Origin of the sequence: Actinacidiphila rubida, from assembly GCF_900110255.1 — a bacterium.
Lineage (GTDB): Bacteria > Actinomycetota > Actinomycetes > Streptomycetales > Streptomycetaceae > Actinacidiphila > Actinacidiphila rubida.
Window position 1 is genome coordinate 106240 of sequence record NZ_FODD01000001.1, and the last position, 24171, is coordinate 130410.

Below are 24171 nucleotides of genomic sequence, written 5' to 3' on the forward strand. Positions count from 1 at the left end.
GAGGCGGGCGGATGGCGGAGCAGCGGGGCGCGGTGCGGCGGCGCGACACCACGCAGACGGTGTGCGCGGCGATCAGGGCCGACGTGGTCGGCCGGGTGTTCACGCCGGGCGAGCGGCTGACCGAGGAGGGCCTGGCGGCCCGGTACCGGGTCTCGCGCATTCCCGTGCGCGAGGCGCTGCGCACGCTGGAGTCCGAGGGATTCGTCCACTCGCGCCCCTACGCGGGCACGTTCGTCGCCGAGTTGAGTGAGTCCGAGGCCGAAGACCTGCTGGGGATCCGGCTGTTGATGGAGCCGTTCGGCGCCGAGCGCGCGGCCCTGCGCCGCACGCCCGTCCAACTGGCCACGCTGGAACTGCTCATCGCCGAGGCGCGGGAGATGCTGGACGCCGGCTCGGCGGGCGGCCCGGCCGGACTCGCCGAGCTGAACACCCGCTTCCACCAGGTGCTCGCCGAGGCGTCCGGCAGTCCGACCCTGGCGGCTCTGGTCGCCCAGCTCGGCTACAAGATCTCCTGGGTGTATTCACTGGGACACCCCCGGCGGGCGCCCGAGTCCTGGGCGGAGCACGAGGGCATCGTGCAGGCCCTGCGCGACCGGGATCCCGACGCGGCCCGGGAGCGGGTGGCCGAACACATCCGGCGCGCCCAGGCCGCCTACCGCCTGCGCGGAAAGCACTGATCCCGAGCCGCCGGACGCCCGCCGGGGCTCATCGCCCGAGCCGGGAGCGGGTGCCCGGGTGGTGGGGAGGGAACGGAAACACGGCCGTCATCGAAGGACGCGGAGCACCGTAACCCGAGATTTGTATACACCTTCCAGGAGCGAATCCGGTCCACCGGAAACCCGGAAGGAGCGTGCCGTGTACGACCTCGTGCTGCGCCGTGCCCGCGTCGACGACGCGGACCCCCCGCACACCGTGGACATCGCGATCGCCGGCGGCGTGATCGCCGCGGTCGGCGACGTACCGCCGGACGCCGAAGCGGCACAGACCCTGGACTGCGACGGCATGGTGGTGCTGCCAGGCCTCATCGAGGCCCACCTGCACCTGGACAAGGCGCTGCTGGACCGGCAACTCCCCAACGCCGCTGGCACGCTGGCCGGCGCGATCGAGGTGACCGGCACGCTCAAGCGCGGCTTCACGCCCGAGACGGTCCGCGCCCGCGCCGCCACCGTGCTGCGCTGGGCGGTCGCCAACGGCACCACCCTGATCCGCGCCCACCCCGACGTGGACCCGATCGCGGGCCTCACCGGCCTGGACGTGATGCTCGAACTGCGCGAGTCCCACCGCGACATGGTGGACCTCCAAGTGGTCGCGTTCCCCCAGGAGGGCATCGAACGGGCTCCGGGCACCTACGAGTTGCTGCGCGAGTCGCTGCGCCGCGGCGCCGACGTGGTCGGCGGCTGCACGTACAACGAGGGCGACCTCGACGCGTGCCGCCGCCACATCGACACCGTCTTCGCCCTGGCCGACGAGTTCGGCGTCCCCGCCGACCTGCACGCCGACTTCGCCGACGACACCCGCGACGCCCGGTTCGCGCTGGCCGAGGCGATCGCCGACGCCACCGAGCGGCACGGCATGGCCGGGCGGGTGGCGCTCGGGCACGTGACCTCGCTCGCCGCCCGCGCACCCGCCGAACGCGCCGCGGTGATCGGCCGCCTGGCCGAGGCCGGGGTGGCCGTCGTCGCCCTGCCCGCCACCGACCTGCACCTCGGCGGCCGGGGCGACACGGCCGCGGTGCGCCGGGGCGTCACCCCGGTCCGCGAACTGCTGGACGCCGGGGTGCTGACCGGCTACTCCTCCAACAACGTCCGCAACGCGTTCACGCCGTTCGGCAACGCCGACATGCTGGAGATCGGCCTGCTGCTGGCGCAGACCTGCCACCTGGGCAGCCCGGCCGACACCGAACGCATCCTGGCCATGGCCACCACCTCCGCCGCCAGGATCACCGGCACCGACGCCGACTACGGCATCCGGCCCGGAGCCCGCGCCGACCTGGTCGTGCTCGGCACCCGGCGCCGCGCCGACGTCCTCACCGACCGGCCGGACCGCCGCTGGGTCGTGAAGCGCGGCCGCGTCGTCGCCCGGACCACCCGCACCACCGAAGTCCTCGACGGCCGCGTCCCGCAGCCCGCCTGACGCCTCCGGCCGCCGCCGTCCCGCGTCGGCACGTCCGCATCACCCGCGGGCACCGGCGTCCGCACCCGCCCGCCCGCACGTCCCGCACCGCCGCATGCCCGCCCGCGCTCCCCGCCGGGCGCCGGACCCTTCCTCACCCATCGCAAGGAGACCGCCGTGCGCGAACGCGTCCCCCATGAGATCGCCGCATCCGTCCTCGCCGCGACCACCGCCTTCGTCGGCGGCACCACGCTCGACCTGCCCCCGTGGGCGATCTTCATCTCCTGGGCCGGGCTCCATCTGATGGGCCCGCCGAGCCTGGCCAACGCCCGCCGGCTGTGGGCGGCGATGCCCGTCGGCTCGGCCTTCGCCCTGGCGATCGTGCTGATCGACCAGCACCTGGCCCCGCACGCCGGCACCGGCCGCTGGACGCAGGACGCCCTGCTGGCCGCGGTCATCCTCGTGCTCAACACCGCCCTGATGTACACCGGACGGCTGCGCGCGACCTCCCTGGTGCCGGGGATGTTCCTCGGCTTCGCCTCGTACTTCGCGACGTTCTTCGGCGGCTTCGGCTACCACGCGGGCAGCGTGTGGGCGGCCTGGGTGAGCGTGGTCGCGATGAACGCGCTCGGCCCCGTGTACGCGTACCTGGCCGGCCGCCTCACCTTCGCCACTGCCACGCCCGCCACCGACGACGACCGGGGCGCCGTCGGGAAGCCCGCGCCCTCGGCCGCCCAGGCCGGCTGACGTGGAGGTCAACCGGCCCGAGGTGGTCGCCGAGGTGACCGCGCTGGCCGACGCCTACGAGGCGGCGCTGACCGGCAACGACATCCCCGTGCTCGACGCCCTGTTCTGGAACGACCCGCACACCGTGCGGCTGGGCGCCGGCGAGGAGCTGTTCGGCGCGGACGAGATCGCCGCGTTCCGCCGGTCCCGGCCGGCCGCCGGTCTGGACCGGACGCGCACGCGCACCGAGGTCACCACCTTCGGCACCGATCTCGCCGTGACCACGACCGTGTTCGTACGCGACGCGGTGCGCGGGGTCGGGCGGCAGTCCCAGACGTGGGTGCGGCTGCCCGAAGGGTGGCGGGTCGTGGCCGCCCACGTCTCGCAGCGGCCCGCGGGCTGACCGGTCGCGGCCCGGCGCTCAGGCGGCGTGCCGCGACCGGTACTCGGGCAGGCTCAGCACCGGCGGGCGCTCCGCCGCCTCGACGGCGTGCGTGGTCGGCACGAACTCCGTGCCGACCCGCTCGAACTGGGTCAGCTCCGGTCGCACCAGCGGGCCGCGCGACAGCCGCAGTTGGGCCGTGCGGTAGATCGACGCGGCCATCCGCCCCAGCGCCTGGCCGTCCTGGTGCCGGTGCCGCCGCACCCCCACGTCGACCTGCGCGAGCGCGTCGAGACCGACCAGTCCCAGCGCGTCGATCAGCATCGCCAGCTCGACGCCGTAGCCCACCGGGAACGGCAGCCGCTCCAGCAGCGAGCGGCGTGCCGCGTACTCCCCGCCCAGCGGCTGCACGAAGCCCGCCAGCCGCGGCCAGTGCAGGTTCAGCAACGGCCGCGCCACCAGCTCGGTGACCCGCCCGCCGCCGGCCGGCACCACCTTTCCGCCCGCCTCCAGCGGCCGGTCGTACATCGCCTTCACCAGCTGCACCGGCGGCTCGGTGAGCAGCGGACCGATGATCCCCGACACGAACCCGGCGTCGAACCGCCGCAGATCCGCGTCCACGAAGCACACGATCTGCCCGCTGGTGACCAGCAGGGAGCGCCACAGCACCTCGCCCTTGCCCGGCACCGCCGGCAGCCGCGGCAGGATCGCGTCGCGCGCCACCACCCGCGCGCCCGCCCGCGCCGCGACCTGCGCGGTGCGGTCGCGGGACCCGGAGTCCACCACCACCAGCTCGTCGACCAGCGGAGCCTCCGGTCCCATCAGCTCGCGGCGCACCGTCTCGACGATCTCGCCGACCGTCTCCTCCTCGTTGAGCGCGGGCAGCACCACGCTCACCGTGCCCTGCGCACCGGCCGCGCGCTTGGCCGCCAGCAGCAGGTCGAGCGGCCGCTCGGCCGCCGACCACGATCGCCGCGCCAGCCAGCGCTCCACCTCATCGAGCACGTGTGCCACTCCTGCCGTGAATCGCTGTCCGGCACCGCACGGCGCCGTACCGCGCCACACCGCCCCGAACACCTCTGTACACCCTCTGAACAGCTCCGAACGCCGAGACGGGACCTCGTGATCCATCTCGCGGTACGGACGAGCCTCTCAGCCTCCGGAGTCGTCGGTTACAGTCTTGAACAACGCGGTCCGTGCTCGCATGTCGGGGTCGGACCCGCCGGACGGTGCCGGAGCGCACCTGTTCACAACTGCATACCGCTCATCCAGAGGGGCAGAGGGAACGGCCCGTTGAAGCCCCGGCAACCCTCCCGCCGACCGCGAGGTCACACGGTGGGGAAGGTGCCAATTCCGTCTTGCGACGCGACCCGCGGCGTGAGGAAGATGAGGAGAAAGGGCCTCGCCATCATGGCTGTGCACACCGCCGACCCGACGCATCCGACCGATGAGACCGTGCCCCCGGGCTCCGCGGATTCCCCGCTCGACGGCGCCTTCGGCCCCGCGGCCGCGCTGTCCTGCCGCGAGTGCGGCACCCGGTTCCCGCTCAGCCCGATCTTCGCGTGTCAGGAGTGCTTCGGCCCGCTGGAGGTCGCCTACGACCTGCCGACCGGTGACCCCGAGGGACTGCGCAAGCAGATCGAGGCCGGCCCGGCCAGCATCTGGCGCTACGCTCCGCTGCTGCCCGTCCCCGCCGACGTGGCCACCCAGCGCAACCTCCACCCGGGCTGGACCAAGCTCGTCAAGGCCGACAACCTCGCCCGCGAACTGGGCATCACCGGCGGCCTGCACGTCAAGGACGACTCCGGCAACCCGACCCACTCCTTCAAGGACCGGGTCGTCGCCATCGCGCTGGAGGCCGCCCGCACCTTCGGCCTGACCACGCTCTCCTGCTCCTCCACCGGCAACCTGGCCGGCGCGGTCGGCGCGGCCGCCGCCCGCGCGGGCTTCCGCTCCTGCGTGTTCATCCCGCACGACCTGGAGTCCGCGAAGGTCGTCATGGCCGCCGTCTACGGGGGCGAGCTGGTCGCCATCGAGGGCAGCTACGACGACGTGAACCGCTTCTGCTCCGAACTGATCGGCGACCCGGTCGGCGAGGGCTGGGGCTTCGTCAACGTCAACCTGCGGCCCTACTACGGCGAGGGCTCCAAGACCCTCGCCTACGAGATCGCCGAGCAGCTCGGCTGGCGGCTGCCGGACAACCTGGTCATCCCGATCGCCTCCGGGTCCCAGCTCACCAAGATCGACAAGGGGCTGCGCGAGCTGATCGCGCTCGGCCTGGTCGAGGACAAGCCCTACAAGATCTTCGGCGCCCAGGCCGAGGGCTGCTCGCCGGTGTCCGCGGCGTTCAAGGCCGGGCACGACGTGGTCCGCCCGGTCAAGCCGGACACCATCGCCAAGTCGCTGGCCATCGGCAACCCCGCCGACGGCCCCTACGTCCTGGACATCGCCCGCCGCACCGGCGGCGCCGTCGAGGACGTCACCGACGAGCAGATCGTCGACGCGATCACCCTGCTCGCCCGCACCGAGGGCATCTTCGCCGAGACCGCGGGCGGCGTGACCGTCGGCGTGCTGCGCAAGCTGATCGAGACCGGTCAGCTCGACCCGGCCACCGAGACCGTCGTGCTCAACACCGGCGACGGCCTGAAGACCCTCAACGCGGTGGAGGCCACCGCACGGCCGACCGCGACCATCCGACCCACCCTTGCCGCGTTCCGAGAGGCTGGCCTCGCATGAGTGCTTCCGTCCGTATCCCCACGATCCTCCGCACCTACACCGGCGGCCAGGCCGAGGTGCCCGCCGAGGGTGCGACGCTCGCCGAGGTCATCGAGTCGCTGGAGAAGAATCACGCCGGCATTTCGGCGCGAGTTCTCGACGACACCGGAAAACTCCGTCGCTTCGTGAACGTTTATGTGAACGATGACGATGTGCGCTTTTCCGAAGGACTGTCGACCGTGGTGCCGGACGGCGCCAGTGTCTCGATCATTCCCGCGGTGGCCGGCGGCTGAACCTCCGGACGCCCCCGGAGTCGGGTGCCCCGTTCATCCCTGAGGGTGGACGGGGCACCCGCGTGTCCGGCCGATGGTTGAAGACCGGTACTGTTGCCGGGGGCAAGTACGCTCCTCACGCCGCTGCGGCGATTTATCGCCAAATTCACGAGCGAAAATTCCGCTTCTTCCGGGTTTGTCCGGTCCGAGATGCCCCGCGTTATGGGTGTTTACCGGTGTATATCCGATGGGTCGCGCCCAGAATTCTCGTCCAATTGACCTGTTGCAGTGGGCATCCGTGCAGATACATTCAGCCGCGGTCGACGCGTTCCGGCGCACGCCCCCCAGGGCCCCCACCCGTCGATGGGTAAGGGGCACTCGCGGGGGTGAGGTCTGACCCGGGCCCGCGGAGTGCGGGGCCGCGATAGGGCCAGCAATAGGGGAGTTAGGAATGGCTCAGGGCACCGTCAAGTGGTTCAACGCGGAGAAGGGCTACGGCTTCATCGCGGTCGACGGTGGTGCGGATGTGTTCGTCCACTACAGCGCGATCCAGATGGACGGCTACCGCACCCTCGAGGAAGGCCAGCGGGTCGAGTTCGAGATCTCGCAGGGTCAGAAGGGACCGCAGGCGGACATGGTCCGGCTGGCAGCAGGCTGAACATCCCGGCGCGCTCGGCCATCGACGCGACGCTCGTACGCCGAAGGGTCCGCTTCCGTCACGGAAGCGGACCCTTCGTGCGTCCGCGACTCCGTGCCGCGGGTGCCCGACTCGCTTGCACTCGCCTGGGGGGAGTGCTAATCATTGGCGTTAGCACTCTCCGAGTGAGAGTGACAGCAGGACCGGGTCGGCGAGGCCGGTCGGGCGCCGGAAAGGAACCGGCGGCCGGTAGGCCGTCCGTCGCGGGCGCCACGCGGTCCGAGCGCAACTCCACGCCTGTCCGGGAGGACCACTTCACATGGCCAAGATCATCGCGTTCGACGAGGAGGCGCGGCGCGGTCTCGAGCGCGGGATGAACCAGCTCGCCGACGCCGTCAAGGTCACCCTCGGCCCCAAGGGGCGGAACGTCGTCCTGGAGAAGAAGTGGGGCGCCCCCACGATCACCAACGACGGCGTCTCCATCGCCAAGGAGATCGAGCTGGAGGACCCGTACGAGAAGATCGGCGCCGAGCTGGTCAAGGAGGTCGCGAAGAAGACGGACGACGTCGCCGGTGACGGCACGACGACCGCGACCGTCCTCGCCCAGGCGCTGGTCAAGGAAGGCCTCCGCAACGTCGCCGCGGGCGCCAACCCGATGGCCCTCAAGCGGGGCATCGAGAAGGCCGTCGAGGCCGTCTCCGCCGCGCTGCTGGAGCAGGCCAAGGACGTGGAGACCAAGGAGCAGATCGCCTCCACCGCCTCCATCTCCGCCGCCGACACCCAGATCGGCGAGCTGATCGCCGAGGCCATGGACAAGGTCGGCAAGGAAGGCGTCATCACCGTCGAGGAGTCGCAGACCTTCGGGCTCGAGCTCGAGCTCACCGAGGGCATGCGCTTCGACAAGGGCTTCATCTCCGCCTACTTCGCCACCGACCTGGAGCGGATGGAGGCGTCGCTCGACGACCCCTACATCCTGATCGTCAACTCCAAGGTCTCCGCGGTGAAGGACCTGCTCCCGCTGCTGGAGAAGGTCATGCAGTCCGGCAAGCCGCTGCTGATCATCGCCGAGGACGTCGAGGGCGAGGCGCTCTCCACCCTCGTCGTCAACAAGATCCGCGGCACCTTCAAGTCCGTGGCCGTCAAGGCCCCGGGCTTCGGCGACCGCCGCAAGGCGATGCTCGGCGACATCGCGATCCTCACCGGCGGCACGGTCATCTCCGAGGAGGTCGGCCTGAAGCTGGAGAACGCGGGCCTCGACCTGCTCGGCCGCGCCCGCAAGGTGGTCATCACCAAGGACGAGACCACCATCGTGGACGGCTCCGGCGACAGCGACCAGGTCAACGGCCGGGTCAACCAGATCCGCGCGGAGATCGAGAACAGCGACTCCGACTACGACCGCGAGAAGCTCCAGGAGCGCCTCGCCAAGCTGGCCGGCGGCGTGGCCGTCATCAAGGCCGGCGCGGCGACCGAGGTCGAGCTCAAGGAGCGCAAGCACCGCATCGAGGACGCGGTGCGCAACGCCAAGGCCGCCGTCGAGGAGGGCATCGTCGCCGGTGGTGGCGTGGCCCTGCTCCAGGCGTCCGCGGTGTTCGAGAAGCTGGAGCTGGAGGGTGACGAGGCGACCGGTGCGGCCGCCGTCAAGCTCGCCCTGGAGGCCCCGCTGAAGCAGATCGCCATCAACGCCGGCCTCGAGGGTGGCGTCGTGGTGGAGAAGGTCCGCAACCTCACCCCGGGTCACGGCCTCAACGCCGCGACCGGCGAGTACGTGGACCTCGTGGCCGAGGGCATCATCGACCCGGCCAAGGTCACCCGCTCCGCCCTGCAGAACGCGGCGTCGATCGCCGCGCTCTTCCTGACGACGGAAGCGGTCATCGCCGACAAGCCGGAGAAGGCGGCTGCCGCCGCTCCGGGCGGCATGCCCGGCGGGGACATGGACTTCTGAGTCCTGCTCTTCGGCACGGAACACGGCGCCCTGCTCCCTCCGGGAGCGGGGCGCCGCTCCGTTTCCCGGGTCCCGCCCTTTCCGGGCGGGGGTTCGCCCTGTGCGGGCGGAGCTCAGCCGTCAGGGGCGCGGGGTGCAGCGCGCTCAGCGCGCGCGGTGGCGCGGGTCGTCACCGCCCCGAAGGGGCCGTTGCTGTCGTGCCCGGACCACCGGCCGGTGGCCGGTTGCTCGCGCAGTTCCCCGCGCCCCTGTAGGTGACCCCTCGCCCGTGCAGGGCGAACCCCCCGGGCACAGGGCGAACCCCGTGCCCGGGCAGGGGGAAACCGCGCCCGGGCAACTGGGGCCCGACCGGGGGCGGGTGGCTAGGAGGGGTGGGAGGGGTTGAGCGCGGCGCGGAGGTGGCCGCGGGAGTCGGCGAGAAGCCGCCCCGCCGTGGCCGCGTCGACGCCCGCGAGCAACGTCAGGATCGCCTGCTTGACCTCACCGTCCGTCGCGGTGAGCGCCGCCTCGATCGCCGCGTCGTCCGCCCCCGTGGCCTGCGCCACGATCCTCCGCGACCGCGCCCGCAGCTTCTCGTTGGACGCCCGCACGTCCACCATCAGGTTCCCGAACGTCTTGCCGAGCCTGATCATCGTGATCGTCGACAGCATGTTCAGCACGAGCTTCTGCGCCGTCCCGGACTTCAGGCGGGTCGACCCGGACACCAGCTCCGGCCCGACCACCACCTCGATCCCGTGGTCCGCGGCCGCGGCCAGCTGCGAGCCGGCGTTGCACGACAGCCCGATGGTCAGCGCCCCGACCGTCCGCGCGTGCTCCACCGCGCCCACCGCGTACGGGGTGCGGCCCGACGCCGAGATGCCCACCACCGCGTCCAGGGCCGTCACCCGCAGCGCCGACAGATCGGCCGCCGCCAGCTCCTTGCTGTCCTCCGCGCCCTCGATCGAGGTGACCATCGCGTCCGGACCGCCCGCGATCAGCCCCACGACCTCACACCCGGGCGTGGTGTTGAACGTCGGCGGGCACTCGCTGGCGTCGAGCACGCCGAGCCGCCCCGCGGTGCCCGCCCCGGCGTAGACGAGACGGCCGCCGCGCTCCATCCGCGCCGCGATCCCGTCGATCGCCGCGGCGATCGCGGGCAGCTGGCCGGCGACGGCGGCCGGCACCGTGGCGTCCTCGCCGTTCATGATCCGGGCGATCTCCAGCGTCGGCATGCGGTCGATCTCGGCGAGCTCGGGCCGGAACGCCTCGGTGGTCAGCGTCTCCAACTCGCGGCGCAGCTCGGTGTACTGGTGGGTCATATGCGGCTCGTTCATCCTTATCGCATGAAGTGACGTGCGGTGGGGGGATCGGGGCGGTGCGTGCGGAGGGCCGCCGCGGCACGCCGCTCAGGCGCGGTGCGCCCGCGGGCTGTGCCGGTGCGCCAGGGCCTCGTAGGAGGCCGACAGCGCGGGTGCCGCGTCCTCGTACGTGCGCTGCGCGACGCCTATGAACAGGCAGTCCACCACCAGCAGTTGGCTGGTCCTGCTGGACATCGCGGCGGGGCGCAGCTCGCTCTCCCGGGAGCTGGACGTGGTGAGCACCAGGTCGGCGTACTGCGTCACCGGCCCGTCGGCGCGGCCGGAGATGGCGATGGTGGTCGCGCCGCGGTCGAACGCGGCGCGCAGCGGCTCGATCACGTCGTGCGTGCCGCCGGAGTGCGTGATGGCCAGCGCCACGTCCCCGGGGCGCAGCTGGACGGCGTTGGTGACGGCCAGGTGCGGGTCGGCGTGGGCGTGCGCGATCATCCCGATCCGCAGCAGCTTCTGCACGAGGTCCTGGGCGACGAGGCCGGACGCGGCGATCCCGTAGACGTCGATCCGGCGGGCCGAGGCCAGCGCGCTGACCGCCGCCTCCAGCTGGGCGGTGTCCAGCTGCGCCGCGGTGTCGGCGAGGGTCTGCTGCTCCTCCATCGCGAGCTTGGTGATCACGTCGGCCATCGGGTCGTCGACGGCGATGTCGGCGGTGACGGCGGGCGGCGCACCGGTGGCCTGCTGGGCGGCCAGCGCGGCGAGGGCGAGACGCAGGTCACGGTAGCCGGGGTAGCCCAGCAGCCGGGCCGTGCGCACGACGGTGGCCTCGCTGGTGCCGGTGCGGACGGCGAGGGCGGTCACGGTGAGGTGGGCGCAGCCGGCCGGGTCTCCCGCCACGGCCTCGGCGACACGCTGCATCGAGCGGGTCATCGAGGGGGCGAGGGTGCGGACCTTGGCGGCGAGGGCCCCCGGGTCGGGGGGCGCGACAGGCAGGGCGGGCGCGCCGGGCACGCCGCGGAGGGCGCGGACGCTCGGGGAGAAAGTTTCCTTCACGCTATAGGTCACCTTGTGAAAGGTATTTTCAGGCAGGACCGGCGTCAAGACCACGGAAGGGGGACGCGGCCCGCGGAGGCGGCCGCCGCGTCGGGCGACAATGGGGGCATGGACGCAACCGACCCTTCCCGCGACGCGGACCTGGAGGCCGTGGTGCACGGCGCCCGCGCGCTGGTCCTCGCCGACCTCACCGCCCGCGACGTCGCCGAGGCCACCGTCGTCTCGCTGCTGGAGGAGGCGGTGAGCAAGCGCCGGTGGTGGCTGCAGCAGTGGCCCGACGGCGCGGACTTCGTCACGGGCCTGCTCGCCCAGGACGTGCAGGACGCGCTCATGGAGGCGTACGGCCGCTGGCCGCTGTGCCCGCACTGCGAGGAGCCGCACGCGCTGACCGTGGAACCCGAACTGGGGGCGGACCCGCAGTGGGTCTGCGAGGCGCGCGGCGAGGCGGTCGCCGCGGTGGGATCGCTCGGGGCGGCCTGAGGTGGCGGTGTACATCGACCCGCCCACCTGGCCCGGCCACGGCCGCTACTGGTCGCACCTGGTCAGCGACGAGTCGTTCGCCGAACTCCACGCCTTCGCCGAGCGGTTGGGCGCTCCCGCGCGCGCCTTCGAGCGGGACCACTACGACATCCCGGCCGCCCGCTACGGCGACGCGGTGCGGCTCGGCGCGATCCAGGTCGGCAGCAAGGAGATCGTCGCCCGGCTGCACGCCGCCGGGCTGCGGCGGCGCAAGCACGCGGCGCCGGACACTGAGCCCGACCCCGGCGTGAGCCGCTGACCGCTGCCCCGGCGACGGCGCCGGGGCAGCGGTGAGAGCGGTCGGGAGCGTGATGATGAGCGTGGTGATGAGCGCGGCCGTGAGACCGGCCGTACTAGGGCGAGCGGTCGTGAGGGCCGGTGTGCGGCCGGACTACTTGCCGGTGCCGGTGAACCGCGGGTCCTTCGTCTGGTCGTAGATCTCCTTGCCGGCGGCGTCGTAGGCATGGACGTACGGTGCCGTCGCGGCGGAGAAGGGCGTGTGGGCGGAGGCGGTGCCGGAGAAGGCCGCCGCGTAGAAGAACGCGCCGCCCCCGAGGACCGCCGGGTACTCCGTCCGGTCTTCGCCGTAGCTGATGGTGACCTTGGCGGCCTTCGACGTGACGTGCCCGGCGCCGAGCGAGAGGTACTTCCCGGGGCCGGCCTGCCCGCCCGTGGAGTCGAAGTACTCGACGAGGTGACCGGTGCCCCACAGGCGGTCGTTGATGAACGTCGGCGGGACGTCCTGGCTGGTGCCCCGGTCGCCCTTGGTCTCGCACTGCACGTACCGGCCGCCCGAGTCGACGGCGACGACCGCGCCGTCCCAGTCGCGTGTGGCGACCGGGGTGCGGACCGCGATCACCGCGTGGTACCGCGACGCGTCCGACCCCAGGCACGAGGCCAGGATCCTGGCGACGGTCCCGGCGTCGATGGGAGTCGTCGTCGTGCTCGTCACCGTGAACGAGCCAGGGGTCGCGGGGGCGGTGCGGGTACCCGCCGAACCGGTCCCGGCCGACGGCGAGACGTGCGTCTGGCTCGGGGACGCGGCGGGGCTCGTCGCGCTTCCGCCCGCGCCGGCGCCGGCCCGGACGGGCGCGGCGGCCCCCTCCCCGCCGAAGACCGCCACGGCCCCGATGCTCATGGCCGCGACACCGGCGGCGATGCCGAGCGGCACGCCCCACCTGCGCGCCGTCGACGTGTGCTTGTCGTCTGGATCGATCTTCATCATCAGGTCCTCTCGGATCCGCCGGTGGTCCGGCAGATCGCGATCGGGGGGAGGCGCGGGAACACCCTGCGTGTCATTCATCGAGCGACCTCCTCCGCGGTGACGGGTTTCCTGGGACTGGACGACGTCAGGACCGGTGGCCCTCCGGCGAGGTCGGCCCCCAGCCGTCGGCGGGCCCGGTGCAGCCGGGACTTCACGGTTCCGACCGCCACCCCCAGCGCCACCGCGGCCGCCTGCTGGTCCAGGCCCGACCACACGCACAGCTCGACGACCTCGCGCTCGTGGCGCGGGAGCCGGGCCAGCGCCCGGTGGATCCGCGACATCCGGCGCGCGTCGTCGACCAGGCCGGCGACGCGCTCCGCGTGGTCGGCCACCGGCTCCTCGTGGGAGACGAGCCGGTGGAACAGGGCCTCGGCGCGCCGCAGCCGCCGCCTGGTGTTCGACACCAGCCGGTCGGCGATGCCGAGCAGCCACGGCAGGGCCGAGTCGCGGTCCAGCACGGTCTCGGACCGCCGGCGCCACGCGTGGAGGAAGACCGCCGAGGTCAGGTCCTCGGCCTCGGACCAGTCGGCCGTGCGCCGGAACAGGTGGTTGTAGACGGTCTTCGCATGACGGTCGAAGATCCGGCCGAACGCCTCCCGGTCGCCGTCGACGGCCCGCGCCCACAACTCCCGGTCGGATATCCCTCCCACGGATGCGGTGGGACCGGCGTCGTTCAGTTCCATGCCCTGTTCGTGTCCGGCACCGGGGCGAAGGTTCCCGTCGTGCACGACCTTTTACCGGCCACCCGCCGGCCCGGGGCCGGTTCAGGCCTCCAGCAACTCCAGTTCGGTGGTGAGGTTGCGGCGGGCCACGGCCTCCCACTGGTCGTGCCCGTAGGAGGTGCGGAACAGCCGGGGGAGGGCGAGCAGCCGGCGCAGGATGTCCGCGCGCCCGGTGCGGAACAGGTCGTCCGGCACGAAGCCGTACTCCTCGCGCACCGCGGCCGCGTACGCGGCGTACGCCGCCGGATCGCCGGCCAGCACCGCCAGGTCCGCGTCGCACAGCACCTCCCCGTCGCGGTCCCCCTCCGCCGGGTCGTGCGTCACCGTCAGCCGCACCAGCCGCGCCACCTCCGCGATCCGGGCGCCGTCCACGCCCGCCTCGCGCAGTGCCCGCTCGGCCAGATGCGCGCTGCGCTCCTCGTTCTCGCTGCGGTCCGGCCGGTACACCGCGTCGTGGAACCACGCGGCCAGCGCGACGGTGTCCGGATCGTCGGCGTACGCGGTCAGTTCGGTCGCGCGCGCGAGCACCGCGACCAGGTGATCGAGCGTGTGGTAGCGGCGCTGCGGCTCGGCCCAGCGTTCGAGCAGGTCGCGTCCGTAGGGTGCGGGGTCCACGGGATCGTCGCGGTCACCGGCCTGGCAGCGGCGCAGCAGCTCGTTCCATTCGGCGAGCAGGGCGTTGTAGCGGGGGTGGGCGTCGGCCGGGAACGAAGACATGCGGGCCATTGTGCGCTACCCGCTCTCGCGTGGAAGTGACGGGTGTGGCACCCTTGCTCATATGTCTAGACCAATATTCGAGGTGATCGCCCTCGGCGCGGACGACGCCGTAGCGGCCCAGGACGGCGGCGCCGACCGCCTCGAACTGGTCACCGACATGGCCGCGGACGGACTGACGCCGTCGCGGGCCACGTTCGGTGCGATCCGGAATGCCGTCACCATTCCCCTGCGGGTCATGCTGCGGCTCTCGGACGGGTTCAGCGCCGGCGGGCCCGCCGAGCTCGACGCGCTCTGCGAGGCCGCGCAGGGTCTGCGGGCGGAAGGCGCCGAGGAGTTCGTCCTGGGCTTCCTCGACGGGCGGGGACGGGCGGACCTCGACGCGGTCCACGCGCTCGTCGACGTGCTCGACGGATGCCGGTGGACGTTCCACCGGGCCATCGACCGGGCCGCCGATCGCGACGGCGTGCGGCTGGAGTTGGCCGGGCTGCCCGGCCTCGACACCTATCTGACCGCCGGGTCGGCGGCGGGGGTCGGTGCCGGTCTCGACGTGCTGTGCGCGGAGGCGGCGAGGACGGGGGAGCCGGGGTACGAGCCGCGCCTCCTGGTCGGCGGCGGGCTCCTCCTCGGCCACGTGCCCGCCCTGCGCGCGGCCGGGCTCGACGCGTTCCACGTCGGCGGGGCGGTGCGCCCCGCGGGCTGGGCCGGACCCGTCGACGCGGACGCCGTCCGCACCTGGCGCGCGGCCCTCGACACCCCCGTCCCCGTCCCCTGAAGCGCCCCCAACAGGGGGGGGAGCGCCGAACAGGGTTCCCCTGGAGGGACGTTGCGCCCCTGATGCGTGCCCTTCGCCCGCGCGGGGCGAGCCGCCGCCCGGGCCGGGGGCCTTCAGAGGAGGGGCGTCGGGAGAGGGGCGGTGTGCAGGCAGGTGAGGCCGGAGACGGCTCGGGTGAGGCAGACGTAGAGCCGGCGCAGTCCGGTCCGCTCGTCCGGCTCGCCGGACACGATCGCCGCGGGCTCGTCCAGCACGACGTAGTCGTACTCCAGACCCTTGGCCAGCGAAGCCGGCACGAGCGTCACGCGCACGGCCGCGGACGTCTCCTCGCCCGGGGCGAGGTACCCGACGCCCGCCGCGTCGAGCGCCGCCCCCACTGCGGCGACCCGCGCATCCGCGACGATCAGCCCGACCGAGCCCTCGTTGCCCAACGCCGCCTCGCACGCGGCGAGCAGCGCCTCGTCCCGCTCCTCCACCGGCACCTGCCGGATCTCCAGCGCCCCCGCCGACTCCCGCACGGACGTGGCCGGCGCCAGCCCCGGCGCGATCGACGGCAGCAGCCGCGACGCGTACGCGATCACCTCGCGCGGCACGCGGAACCCGCGGGTCAGCTCCTCGATCCGCGCCTCGGGCTTGCCGAGGTGCGCGAGCGCCTCCTCCCACGCTCCCGTCGCCCACGGCGTCGTGCCCTGCGCGAGGTCGCCGAGGATCGTCGCCGAGCCGGTCGTGCAGCGGCGGCCCACCGCCCGGTACTGCATCGGCGACAGGTCCTGCGCCTCGTCCAGCACCACGTGCCCGAGCGAACTCGTGCGCTGCACGAGGTCGTACGCCTCGTCGACGAGCACCGCGTCCGCCGCCGACCAGCGCGCGGAACCCAGCCCGCGGGCCGGCTTCTCCCACAGCAGCGCCTTCTGCTCGTCCTCGTCGAACAGCCCGTCCGCGCACCGCGCGAGGAACTCCGGCTCGGACAGCAGCCGCAGCACCGTCTTCGCCGGATCGACCGGCGGCCAGCACTCCTTCACGGCCGCTTTCACCGCGGGGTTGCGGGCCACCGCGTCCTGCACCCGGTCGTCCGGCGCCTCGCCGGACCGCTCCATCTGCACCAGCACCGCGTGCGCGATCCGCTGCGGCAGCGCGTCGCGGGCGGCGCCGTAGCGGATGTCCCGCTGGGCCAACTCCTTGACGATCTCCTCCAGTTCGTACGCCGGCACGCGCCAGCGCCGGGACCCGCGGACCACGACCACCGGATCCGCCGGCATCCGGATGCCGGACCGCACCGCGCGCCGCAGCACCTGCGCCATGCGCGCGTCGCCCTTGAGCGTCGCGGTCCGCGCCGAGTCCGTGCCGCGGACGGGGACATGGGCCACCAGGTCGTCCACCGTGGCCTGCTTGACCTGCAGTTCGCCCAGCGCGGGCAGCACCTGCTCGATGTACTGGAGGAAGGACGCGTTCGGTCCGATGACGAGGGTGCCGGTGCGCGCCAGCCGCTCGCGGTGCGCGTACAGCAGGTACGCCACCCGGTGCAGGCCCACCGCGGTCTTCCCGGTGCCGGGTGCCCCCTGCACGCACACCGTGCCGGTGACGCCGGCCCGGACGATCTCGTCCTGCTCGGGCTGGATGGTGGCCACGATGTCGCGCATCGGGCCGACACGCGGCCGCTCGATCTCGGCCTGCAGCAGCCTGCTGGTCGTCGTGGTCTCGGTCGCGTCGGTGAGGTGCTCGTCCTCGTAGGCGGTCAGGTCGCCGCCGGTGTACCCGAACCTGCGGCGCAGCCGCACGTCCATCGGCTCCTTGCGGGACGCGCGGTAGAAGGGCTGCGAGACCGGCGCGCGCCAGTCGACGACCATCGGGTCGCCGTCCCCGTCGTGGACGTGCCGGCGCCCGATGTAGAAGTTCTCCCCGCCCGCGCCCTCGGCCAGGTCCGCGCCGGGCGCGTGCAGGTAGTCGAGGCGGCCGAAGAACAGCGGGGTGTCCGCCAGGTCGGCCAGCGCCTTGATCCGGTCCTCGATCTGCCGGCCGAGGATCTGGGCGTTCACCCAGTTGCCGGTCACGTCCGAGATGTCGAGGGCCTCGACGTCGTGGCGCATGGCCCGCAGCGCCGCCCGGGACGCGGACAGGTGGTCCCGTTCCCGTCGCAGCGGCTCGGGTGTCGGTTCCTGGATCTGGACGTGCGAGGGCACGACATCGCCTCCGGCTGGTACGTGCACGCGCGGACGCGCCCCGGCGGCGCGCGTGCGTGGACTGCTGTCACGAAGGCCGGCCGGTTTCCGTCCGGGCGGCGGCACTCCCGTTCACCGGGAGGCGGCAAGACGGGCGATCATACGCCGCCTTCCGTTGGCCCGCGAACGCATTTTCCGGCGCCCGCGGCCGGGCTTCTCGGGGTCGACCCCGAGGCGGGGCTCAGGGTCCGGGGTCAGCCTGGGGTCGGAGATCGGGGCGCCGGTTTTGCGACCTCGGTCCGACGTACTCCGAACGCCTGATTTCGTACCGTGGAGACATGACCTCCACCACCGTTCCCCCAGGTCCCACCGTCCACGGCGGCACCGCGATCGGGCCGCGGGAGGGACACCCGCGGCACCGGATCGGCGACGCGCTGCACGCGCTGCGCGTCTTCGCCGTCACCGCCGTCGAGATCGTCATCCTCGGCGCCGACGACAAGCGCTACTGACCCTCCGCGCGCCTCAGCTGTCCTCGTCCGCGCCCGCCAGCAGGTCGTCGGCGTCCACGATCCGGTACGCGTAGCCCTGCTCGGCCAGGAAGCGCTGCCGGTGGGCGGCGAAGTCCTGGTCGATGGTGTCGCGGGCGACGACCGAGTAGAACCGGGCCTCGTGCCCGTCGGCCTTCGGCCGCAGGACCCGGCCCAGGCGCTGCGCCTCCTCCTGCCGGGAGCCGAACGTGCCGGAGACCTGGATGGCCACCGTCGCCTCCGGCAGGTCGATGGAGAAGTTCGCGACCTTCGACACCACCAGCACCGAGAGCTCGCCGTTGCGGAACGCGTCGAAGAGCTTCTCGCGCTGCGCGTTGCTGGTCTCGCCCTTGATCACCGGGGCGTTCAGGTGCTCGCCCAGCTCGTCGAGCTGGTCGATGTACTGCCCGATCACCAGCGTCTGCTGGCCGCGGTGCTTGGCCACCAGCGCCTCGGTGACCTTCCGCTTGGTCGCGGTGGTCGCGCAGTAGCGGTACTTCTCCTCGGCCTCCGCGGTGGCGTACGCCAGCCGCTCGCTGTCGGTGAGGTTGACCCGCACCTCCACGCAGTCGGCCGGCGCGATGTAGCCCTGCGCCTCGATCTCCTTCCAGGGCGCGTCGAACCGCTTCGGCCCGATCAGCGAGAACACGTCCGACTCGCGGCCGTCCTCGCGCACCAGCGTCGCCGTCAGGCCGAGCCGGCGGCGCGCCTGGAGGTCCGCGGTGAACTTGAAGACCGGCGCGGGCAGCAGGTGCACCTCGTCGTAGAGGATCAGGCCCCAGTCCCGCGAGTCGAACAGCTCCAGGTGCGGATAGACGCCCTTCCGCTTCGTCGTCAGCACCTGGTACGTCGCGATCGTGACCGGGCGGATCTCCTTGCGGGTGCCGCTGTACTCACCGATCTCGTCCTCGGTCAGCGACGTCCGCTTCACCAGCTCGTGCTTCCACTGCCGGGCCGAGACGGTGTTCGTGACCAGGATCAGCGTGGTCGCCTTCGCCTCCGCCATCGCGCCCGCGCCGACCAGCGTCTTGCCGGCACCGCAGGGCAGCACGACCACGCCGGAGCCGCCGTGCCAGAAGCCCTCGACCGCCTGCTTCTGGTACGGCCGCAGCGACCAGCCGTCCTCACGCAGCTCGATCGGGTGCGCCTCGCCGTCCACGTACCCGGCGAGGTCCTCGGCCGGCCAGCCCAGCTTCAGCAGCACCTGCTTGATCTGCCCGCGCTCCGAGGGGTGCACGGCGACCGTGTCGTCGTCGATCCGCGCGCCCACCAGCGGCTGGACCCGCTTGGACCGCAGGATCTCCTCCAGCACGGGCCGGTCGGTGCTGGTCAGCACCAGGCCGTGCGTGGGGTGCTTGCTCAGCCGCAGCCGCCCGTACCGGGCCATGGTCTCGGCGACGTCGACCAGCAGTGCGTGCGGCACCGGGTAGCGCGAGTACTCCATGAGCGCGTCGATGACCTGCTCGGCGTCGTGCCCGGCGGCCCGCGCGTTCCACAGGCCGAGCGGCGTCAGGCGGTAGGTGTGGATGTGCTCGGGCGCGCGTTCCAGCTCGGCGAACGGGGCGATGGCACGGCGGCAGGCGTCGGCCTGCTCATGGTCGACTTCCAGCAGGAGGGTCTTGTCGCTCTGGACGATCAGGCAGGACACGCAGGGACCTCCGCGGTCGGGGAAACGCGGTCGGGGAAACAGACAACTGTACTGCGGACGGGGGACCCGACCGGGTGACGGCGGCCACGGGCCCGGTGCCGCGGTCGCCGGTGCCCGCGGGGGCGGGCCGGGCCGGCCGGCGTTGTCGCAGGTCACCCCTGTGGCGGGGGAGGCATACCCATCCGTGGGAATCTGCGTGGCCGGTGATCGTGGCGAAGGGATTGAAAGTCATATTTGATGTTTTCTGCCCCCATGGATCACCAGCAGACGCATCCCCCCGCCGAGCCGCGCCGGCAGGGGACGTTCCGAGCCGTCGCGGCGTCCACGGCAGTCGTCGGCGCGGCAGTCCTGGCCGCGGCCGGCCTGCTGCTCCCCGGCTCCGCATCGGGCGCCTCCGCGGACGACGGCGGCGGCAGCTCGTCGTACACGGACACGGGTTGGCCCTCCCAGAGCCCACCCGACACGGGCTGGCCGTCGCCCAGCGCGAGCGAGAGCTGCTCGCCCACCCACACGCCGCCGACGCATCCGACCCACACCCCGCCGACGCATCCGACCCACACACCCCCGACCCACCCCACGCACACGCCGCCGACGCATCCGACCCACACCCCGCCGACGCATCCGACGCACACGCCGCCGACCCACCCCACGCACACGCCTCCCACGTACCCGACGCACACGCCGCCGACCCACCCGACCCACACGCCTCCCACGTACCCGACGCACACGCCCCCGACCCACCCCACGCACACCCCGCCCACCCACACCCACACGCCGCCGACCCACACCCCGCCTACCTATCCGACGCACACGCCCCCGACCCACCCCGGCGGGCACCTGCCCCACACCGGTGCCGACGGCATCGGCTGGACGGCCGCGGCGGCGGCCGGCGTCCTCGCCGCGGGCGGCGCGCTCGTCGTCTTCACCCGCAGGCGCGGCCGGCACGGCTGACCCACCCGTCCGTCTGATCCCTTCCACCCCGTGCCCCCGCGCGTGGCGTACGGCGGCCGGCCCCGGGTAGACGACCCGGGACCGGCCGCCGAGGCGAGGGGGAAGAGGAGAGATGGCGTTACGCGTGGGGCTGCTCCGCCCGGCGCCGCAGCAGCGTCAGGGCGCCAGACGCCAGGACCGTGCGAAGGGCCGGAAGCAGACGCCGAAGCAGGAACCCGAGGACACGCAGAAGCCGCGGAGCCCGAAAGGCGCCACCGCGGCACCCCCGGACACCCCGTGGTACCGCCGCGCGTTCGGCGCGGCGGGCACGAGGGCGGCCGGGACCGATGGGGAGGGGAAGGCCACGGCCACGGCCAAGCAGAAGACGGCACCGAAACCGCCACCGGCGTCAGGACCGAAGCCGGGTCCGCTGTCCGCGGTGAAGGCCGCCCTCACGACCAGGGGCGGCGCGAAGGCCGGGACCGGGGACACCTCCAAGGCCGCGGCCAGGACCACCGCGAAGCCGAGGACCACCGCGAAGCCGAAGACCACCGGCAAGCCCAGGACGACCGCGAAACCGAAGACGGGTGCCAAGCCGAAGTCGGGTGCCAAGCCGAAGACCGGCGCGAAGGCCGGGACCGCCGCCAGGATCCGGGCCGGCACGGTGCCCCGCAGCCGCGAGCCCGAAGCGCCGGTGCTGCAACGGCACAGCCTGTGGCCGGTGCTGGCCAGGGCCGCCGTCATGGCCGTCGCCCTGGTCTGCATGGTCGGGTTCGCGGTCGCGCTGGCCAAGGTGACGCTGGTGCCGTCGCCCGCCTCCGACAGCCTGGTGCACACCAACCTCAGGCCGGGCGCGTCCATCCGCGCCTACCTCGACCAGCCCGCGCTGCGCGACAGCGTCAAGCAGGTCGGCGGCAACGTGGTGCTCGGTGTCCCGTTCGGCGTGCTGCTGCCGATGCTGTTCCCCCGCGCCCGCGGCCTGGTGCGGGTGGCCGTCGTCACGGCGCTCGTGATGGTGCTGGTCGAGTCGGCGCAGGGCGCGATCGTCGAGGGCCGGGCGTTCGACATCGACGACGTCATCCTCAACACCACGGGCGCCCTGATCGGCTACCTGCTGCTGGGCCGCAGGCTCGGCCGGGCCCTGCACCCGCGGCGCGACCACTGGTGGCACCGCTACGGCGTCAGGCGGGATCGTCCGCCAGCTCGGACACCCCGGTGATGCGGTGCAGCGCGAAGGTGCGGACCTCGTCGGTGGTGTGGTCGTACGCGGTCACATAGCCGCCCTCGACCCGGACCGGTGCGATGACCCGCTGGCTCGCCGAGCCCTCGGCGTTGACGTAGCCGATCCACAGCGACTCGCCGGCCAGCGCCGCGGCCTGCACCGTGGCGAGCGTGTCGGCGGCCGGCGTGCGCGGCAGCCCGTCGGCCGCCGGCGCGGGCGCGCGGCGCACCGCCGTCGCCGCCCGGTCGCCGGCCCGGATCGCCTTCACCGCGGCGCCGAGCAGCTTGTCGTCGGGCACCGGCGGGCCGTCGGTCACCGGCAGCGGCGGGGTGCGCGGCGGGGTGCGGCGGGCGTCGGCCCGGGTGATCAGCACGTCGCCGTCCGCGGACTCGGCCGCCGGGGCCAGGCCCATCGCCCGCAGCCGCTCCAGCAGCGTCGCCGGGTCGCTCTGCGCGGCCAGCACCGTCGGCGCCAGGCGCCGCAGGCCCAGACCCGAGGCGCGGCGGTCCGCGAGCAGTTCGGTCAGCACCGCGTCGTCGTCGCACCGCAGGTACGCGGACGCGGCCCCCACCCGCAGCGCACCGTGCCGGCGGGCCACGTCGTCGACGAGGTAGCTCAGCGGCTGCGGTACCGGCGTGCGCGAGTGCGCGGCCAGGAACGTCTGGAGCTCCGCCGCGCTGCGCCCCGCGTCCAGCGCCCGCCGCACCGACGCCGGCGTGAACCGGTAGACGGTGGCACCGCCCTTGGACTCCACGTCCGCGAGCACGTTCAGGGTCTCCGCGAGCGCCGCGATCAGCGGGCCCGGCGCCACGGCCGTCAGATCGGCCTGCAGCAGCACGTGGTCCAGCGGTTCGGGCAGCAGCGGCGCGAGCAGCGCCGCCGCCCTGCCCGCGTCCGGCGGCGACTCCAGCAGCGCGCGGGCGTGCCCGGCGAGCGCCCCGCGGCCCGTCACGCCGAGCGTCTCCGCCTCCTCCAGCGTCCAGCCGAGCAGATCGGTGCGCAGCGCGTCCGCGCTGCCGCGCAGCGGCCGCTGCCAGCGCAGCCGGGCCAGCAGCGCGTCCTTCACGACGGTGCCGCCGGCCGGCAGGTCCGCCAGCACGCGCAGCGCCGCGCGGCGCACCCGCGGAGTGAGCGAGCGGTCCAGCTCCGGGCCCAGCGCGGACAGCGCCCGCCCCTTGGCGTCGCGGCTGCCGACCAGCCCGGGCGTGCGGGTCGCGGCGAGCCACGCGGTGGCCAGCACCGTCCACTGCCGCTCCGGCGGCAACTGCCGCCACTCGTCCGCCGCGGGCGTCGGCGCGTACCTCTCGTCGGCCTCGCCGTCGGACGCGATCAGCCCGGCGGCATAGGCGAGTTCGAGCCAGAAAGCGGCCTGCGGCTCCGTCAGGTCCAGGGCGGCGGCGGTGCGCTTGAGATCGCGCACGCTCAGGCCGCCGCTGCGCAGCACCGGCGGACCGCCCGTCTGCCACTCGGTGAGCAGCTCGACGACCGTGCGGATCGCGGTGAACGCCTGCCCGCCCGCCGTCATGTCGACGGTCCGCTCGGGACGGGTGACCGGATCCACCGCCGGCGGCGCCGGCTCGGGCACGCGGTGGGCGCGGCCGCCGCGCAGCGTCAGGGCCGCCTCCCGGGGCAGCACGACCGTGTGCTGGCCGGCCGGCAGCAGCAGGCCGCGGGCCAGCAGCCACTGCACGGGCGTCACCGGCCGGTCGCCGGCGTCCGCGCGCACCGGCGCCGTCGCGTCCCGCACCTCGCCGTACGGCGGGCCCCACAGCAGCCGCTCCAGCACCTCCGGCACCCCGTCGGGGGCCTGCGCGAGCAGCGCGCCCAGCCGGCCGGCGTCCCCGAACAGGCCGGTCAGCGCGGTGATCGCGCTGGTCGGGTCGTGGGTGCCCGGCAGGCCCGCGTCGGCCACGATCTCCTGCAGCCGGGACGGCGACATGCCCGCGGTCGCCTCCCCGACGGACGGGCCGAGGCCGGTCGCCGACGCCGCCGACGGCGAGGGCGCCAGCAGGTCCTTGGCCGTCCGCACCAGCCGCAGCCGGTCCTCCCCGCCCCACAGCACCCCGCACTCCCGCAGCGTCCGCACGGCCCGCGGCAGCGCCTCGGCGGCGGCCGCCGCCAGCTCCGGCGCCAGCGGCTCGCCGCCGGGCAGGAGCGCGCCGCCCTGTTCCGACGTGCGCCGGGCGCGGGCCGGGCGGGCACCTGCGCCGGCCCCGGTCATCAGGATGCGGAGCGTGTCCTCGTCGCACGGGTCGGGCGCGACGGCCAGCGCCTCGGCCACCTGGTGGGTGAACGCGTCCAGCCGGTCCAGCGTGCGTACCACCGAACTGCGGGTGGCGGCCCGGGTGGCGAGCTGGGTGAGGTCGTTGGGGACCGGCGACAGCAGGTCGGGGCGGGCGCGCAGCAGCAGCGCCAGCGCGTCGTCGTCACGTGCGCGCAGGTCCTCCGCGAGCGTGCGCGGTACGGCGGCGTCCCCGGTCGTCATCCGTCCCACAGTAGCCGTACCGGCCGAATCCCCGGCCCCGGCCGCCGGGTGAGGACAGCCGCCGTGACAGGCGGGTAC

23 protein-coding genes and 1 riboswitch are annotated in these 24171 nt (G+C 73.7%); of the genes, 14 read left to right on the top strand and 9 right to left on the bottom strand.

All coding sequences use genetic code 11. From position 1 onward, the window contains the following. Window positions 1-11 precede the first annotated feature (11 nt). The 4 genes from BMW99_RS00485 (at window position 12) to hpxZ (ending at window position 3241) form a co-directional block, all read left to right on the top strand. Window positions 12-677 carry a GntR family transcriptional regulator gene (locus tag BMW99_RS00485; RefSeq protein ID WP_075016028.1) on the top strand — a complete coding sequence of 222 codons (666 nt, stop codon included), beginning with the start codon at window positions 12-14 and terminating at the stop codon, window positions 675-677. 178 nt (window positions 678-855) lie between these two features. After that, the gene (locus BMW99_RS00490) at window positions 856-2133 is read left to right on the top strand and encodes an amidohydrolase family protein (protein WP_075016029.1); all 1278 of its coding nucleotides are present in this window, start codon (window positions 856-858) and stop codon (window positions 2131-2133) included. A gap of 156 nt (window positions 2134-2289) precedes the next feature. Further along, a complete protein-coding gene (locus BMW99_RS00495) occupies window positions 2290-2859 on the top strand; it encodes a DUF1097 domain-containing protein (protein WP_075016030.1) in 570 nt (189 codons plus the stop codon). A 1-nt stretch (window position 2860) separates the two neighbouring features. Further along, on the top strand, window positions 2861-3241 hold the full coding sequence (gene hpxZ, locus BMW99_RS00500; protein WP_075016031.1) for an oxalurate catabolism protein HpxZ: 381 nt from the start codon (window positions 2861-2863) through the stop codon (window positions 3239-3241). Between the two features lie 18 nt (window positions 3242-3259). Here hpxZ and BMW99_RS00505 read toward each other — a convergent pair whose 3' ends face one another. Continuing rightward, window positions 3260-4225 (bottom strand): glucosyl-3-phosphoglycerate synthase, encoded by a 966-nt coding sequence (locus BMW99_RS00505; protein ID WP_069463696.1) that lies wholly within the window; start codon window positions 4223-4225, stop codon window positions 3260-3262. A 256-nt stretch (window positions 4226-4481) separates the two neighbouring features. Continuing rightward, window positions 4482-4613, top strand: a riboswitch (SAM riboswitch). Between BMW99_RS00505 and thrC the strand changes: the two genes are divergently transcribed. From thrC to groL, 4 genes are all read left to right on the top strand, one after another. After that, window positions 4607-5956: a threonine synthase gene (gene thrC, locus BMW99_RS00510; RefSeq protein WP_069463697.1), complete on the top strand. Its 1350-nt coding sequence runs from the start codon at window positions 4607-4609 to the stop codon at window positions 5954-5956. (Overlaps the previous riboswitch by 7 nt.) Further along, window positions 5953-6228, top strand: coding sequence for a MoaD/ThiS family protein (locus tag BMW99_RS00515; RefSeq protein WP_069463698.1), 276 nt, complete (start codon window positions 5953-5955; stop codon window positions 6226-6228). Before thrC ends, BMW99_RS00515 begins: the two co-directional genes overlap by 4 nt. Before the next feature lie 430 nt (window positions 6229-6658). Next, window positions 6659-6865, top strand: coding sequence for a cold-shock protein (locus BMW99_RS00520; protein ID WP_005486335.1), 207 nt, complete (start codon window positions 6659-6661; stop codon window positions 6863-6865). A gap of 298 nt (window positions 6866-7163) precedes the next feature. Continuing rightward, a complete protein-coding gene (gene groL / locus BMW99_RS00525) occupies window positions 7164-8786 on the top strand; it encodes a chaperonin GroEL (RefSeq protein ID WP_069463699.1) in 1623 nt (540 codons plus the stop codon). Window positions 8787-9148: 362 nt separating this feature from the next. On the opposite strand, the gene murQ is transcribed toward groL, so the two are convergent. Both murQ and BMW99_RS00535 read right to left on the bottom strand, forming a co-directional pair. Next, window positions 9149-10084, bottom strand: coding sequence for an N-acetylmuramic acid 6-phosphate etherase (murQ, locus tag BMW99_RS00530; protein ID WP_075016032.1), 936 nt, complete (start codon window positions 10082-10084; stop codon window positions 9149-9151). An 87-nt stretch (window positions 10085-10171) separates the two neighbouring features. Beyond that, window positions 10172-11140: a MurR/RpiR family transcriptional regulator gene (locus tag BMW99_RS00535; RefSeq protein ID WP_079138254.1), complete on the bottom strand. Its 969-nt coding sequence runs from the start codon at window positions 11138-11140 to the stop codon at window positions 10172-10174. A gap of 96 nt (window positions 11141-11236) precedes the next feature. Here BMW99_RS00535 and BMW99_RS00540 point away from each other — a divergent pair, with 96 nt between their 5' ends. Together BMW99_RS00540 and BMW99_RS00545 are read left to right on the top strand one after the other, a co-directional pair. Continuing rightward, a complete protein-coding gene (locus tag BMW99_RS00540) occupies window positions 11237-11608 on the top strand; it encodes a hypothetical protein (protein WP_069462566.1) in 372 nt (123 codons plus the stop codon). 1 nt (window position 11609) lies between these two features. Next, a complete protein-coding gene (locus tag BMW99_RS00545) occupies window positions 11610-11906 on the top strand; it encodes a DUF4031 domain-containing protein (protein WP_069462565.1) in 297 nt (98 codons plus the stop codon). A gap of 132 nt (window positions 11907-12038) precedes the next feature. On the opposite strand, the gene BMW99_RS00550 is transcribed toward BMW99_RS00545, so the two are convergent. From BMW99_RS00550 to BMW99_RS00560, 3 genes are all read right to left on the bottom strand, one after another. Then, window positions 12039-12950, bottom strand: a complete 912-nt coding sequence (locus tag BMW99_RS00550) for a hypothetical protein (RefSeq protein ID WP_107451485.1) — start codon at window positions 12948-12950, stop codon at window positions 12039-12041. Continuing rightward, window positions 12947-13594, bottom strand: a complete 648-nt coding sequence (locus tag BMW99_RS00555; RefSeq protein WP_069462564.1) for an RNA polymerase sigma factor — start codon at window positions 13592-13594, stop codon at window positions 12947-12949. The genes BMW99_RS00550 and BMW99_RS00555 overlap by 4 nt, the downstream gene beginning before the upstream one ends. Before the next feature lie 81 nt (window positions 13595-13675). Then, on the bottom strand, window positions 13676-14350 hold the full coding sequence (locus tag BMW99_RS00560) for an HD domain-containing protein (protein ID WP_107451486.1): 675 nt from the start codon (window positions 14348-14350) through the stop codon (window positions 13676-13678). A 61-nt stretch (window positions 14351-14411) separates the two neighbouring features. On the opposite strand from BMW99_RS00560, the gene BMW99_RS00565 reads away from it, so the two are divergent. Continuing rightward, entirely contained in the window at window positions 14412-15122 is a 711-nt protein-coding gene (locus BMW99_RS00565) for a copper homeostasis protein CutC (RefSeq protein ID WP_075016033.1), read from the top strand. A gap of 113 nt (window positions 15123-15235) precedes the next feature. Here BMW99_RS00565 and BMW99_RS00570 read toward each other — a convergent pair whose 3' ends face one another. Further along, window positions 15236-17302 carry a HelD family protein gene (locus tag BMW99_RS00570; protein ID WP_075016034.1) on the bottom strand — a complete coding sequence of 689 codons (2067 nt, stop codon included), beginning with the start codon at window positions 17300-17302 and terminating at the stop codon, window positions 15236-15238. Window positions 17303-17619: 317 nt separating this feature from the next. Between BMW99_RS00570 and BMW99_RS41065 the strand changes: the two genes are divergently transcribed. After that, entirely contained in the window at window positions 17620-17790 is a 171-nt protein-coding gene (locus BMW99_RS41065) for a hypothetical protein (RefSeq protein WP_176735771.1), read from the top strand. Window positions 17791-17803: 13 nt separating this feature from the next. On the opposite strand, the gene BMW99_RS00575 is transcribed toward BMW99_RS41065, so the two are convergent. Then, window positions 17804-19456 carry a DNA repair helicase XPB gene (locus BMW99_RS00575; protein WP_075016035.1) on the bottom strand — a complete coding sequence of 551 codons (1653 nt, stop codon included), beginning with the start codon at window positions 19454-19456 and terminating at the stop codon, window positions 17804-17806. Between the two features lie 252 nt (window positions 19457-19708). Between BMW99_RS00575 and BMW99_RS00580 the strand changes: the two genes are divergently transcribed. Both BMW99_RS00580 and BMW99_RS43045 read left to right on the top strand, forming a co-directional pair. After that, window positions 19709-20407: an LPXTG cell wall anchor domain-containing protein gene (locus BMW99_RS00580; RefSeq protein WP_075016036.1), complete on the top strand. Its 699-nt coding sequence runs from the start codon at window positions 19709-19711 to the stop codon at window positions 20405-20407. Between the two features lie 112 nt (window positions 20408-20519). Continuing rightward, window positions 20520-21605, top strand: a complete 1086-nt coding sequence (locus tag BMW99_RS43045; RefSeq protein ID WP_107451646.1) for a VanZ family protein — start codon at window positions 20520-20522, stop codon at window positions 21603-21605. On the opposite strand, the gene BMW99_RS00595 is transcribed toward BMW99_RS43045, so the two are convergent. Next, complete coding sequence (locus BMW99_RS00595) at window positions 21568-24093, bottom strand: helicase-associated domain-containing protein (RefSeq protein ID WP_075016038.1); 2526 nt, start codon at window positions 24091-24093, stop codon at window positions 21568-21570. The genes BMW99_RS43045 and BMW99_RS00595 overlap by 38 nt on opposite strands. Window positions 24094-24171 lie beyond the last annotated feature (78 nt).

What these genes read in the sequence shown, in the direction of transcription:
- BMW99_RS00485 (WP_075016028.1), top strand. Translation starts at nt 12, where the DNA reads ATGGCGGAGCAGCGGGGCGCGGTGCGGCGGCGCGACACCACGCAGACG.
- thrC (WP_069463697.1), top strand. Translation starts at nt 4,607, where the DNA reads ATGAGGAGAAAGGGCCTCGCCATCATGGCTGTGCACACCGCCGACCCG.
- BMW99_RS00515 (WP_069463698.1), top strand. Translation starts at nt 5,953, where the DNA reads ATGAGTGCTTCCGTCCGTATCCCCACGATCCTCCGCACCTACACCGGC.
- BMW99_RS00520 (WP_005486335.1), top strand. Translation starts at nt 6,659, where the DNA reads ATGGCTCAGGGCACCGTCAAGTGGTTCAACGCGGAGAAGGGCTACGGC.
- groL (WP_069463699.1), top strand. Translation starts at nt 7,164, where the DNA reads ATGGCCAAGATCATCGCGTTCGACGAGGAGGCGCGGCGCGGTCTCGAG.
- murQ (WP_075016032.1), bottom strand. Translation starts at nt 10,084, where the DNA reads ATGACCCACCAGTACACCGAGCTGCGCCGCGAGTTGGAGACGCTGACC.
- BMW99_RS00540 (WP_069462566.1), top strand. Translation starts at nt 11,237, where the DNA reads ATGGACGCAACCGACCCTTCCCGCGACGCGGACCTGGAGGCCGTGGTG.
- BMW99_RS00550 (WP_107451485.1), bottom strand. Translation starts at nt 12,950, where the DNA reads ATGAATGACACGCAGGGTGTTCCCGCGCCTCCCCCCGATCGCGATCTG.
- BMW99_RS00555 (WP_069462564.1), bottom strand. Translation starts at nt 13,594, where the DNA reads ATGGAACTGAACGACGCCGGTCCCACCGCATCCGTGGGAGGGATATCC.
- BMW99_RS00560 (WP_107451486.1), bottom strand. Translation starts at nt 14,350, where the DNA reads ATGTCTTCGTTCCCGGCCGACGCCCACCCCCGCTACAACGCCCTGCTC.
- BMW99_RS00565 (WP_075016033.1), top strand. Translation starts at nt 14,412, where the DNA reads ATGTCTAGACCAATATTCGAGGTGATCGCCCTCGGCGCGGACGACGCC.
- BMW99_RS41065 (WP_176735771.1), top strand. Translation starts at nt 17,620, where the DNA reads ATGACCTCCACCACCGTTCCCCCAGGTCCCACCGTCCACGGCGGCACC.
- BMW99_RS00580 (WP_075016036.1), top strand. Translation starts at nt 19,709, where the DNA reads ATGGATCACCAGCAGACGCATCCCCCCGCCGAGCCGCGCCGGCAGGGG.
- BMW99_RS43045 (WP_107451646.1), top strand. Translation starts at nt 20,520, where the DNA reads ATGGCGTTACGCGTGGGGCTGCTCCGCCCGGCGCCGCAGCAGCGTCAG.
- BMW99_RS00595 (WP_075016038.1), bottom strand. Translation starts at nt 24,093, where the DNA reads ATGACGACCGGGGACGCCGCCGTACCGCGCACGCTCGCGGAGGACCTG.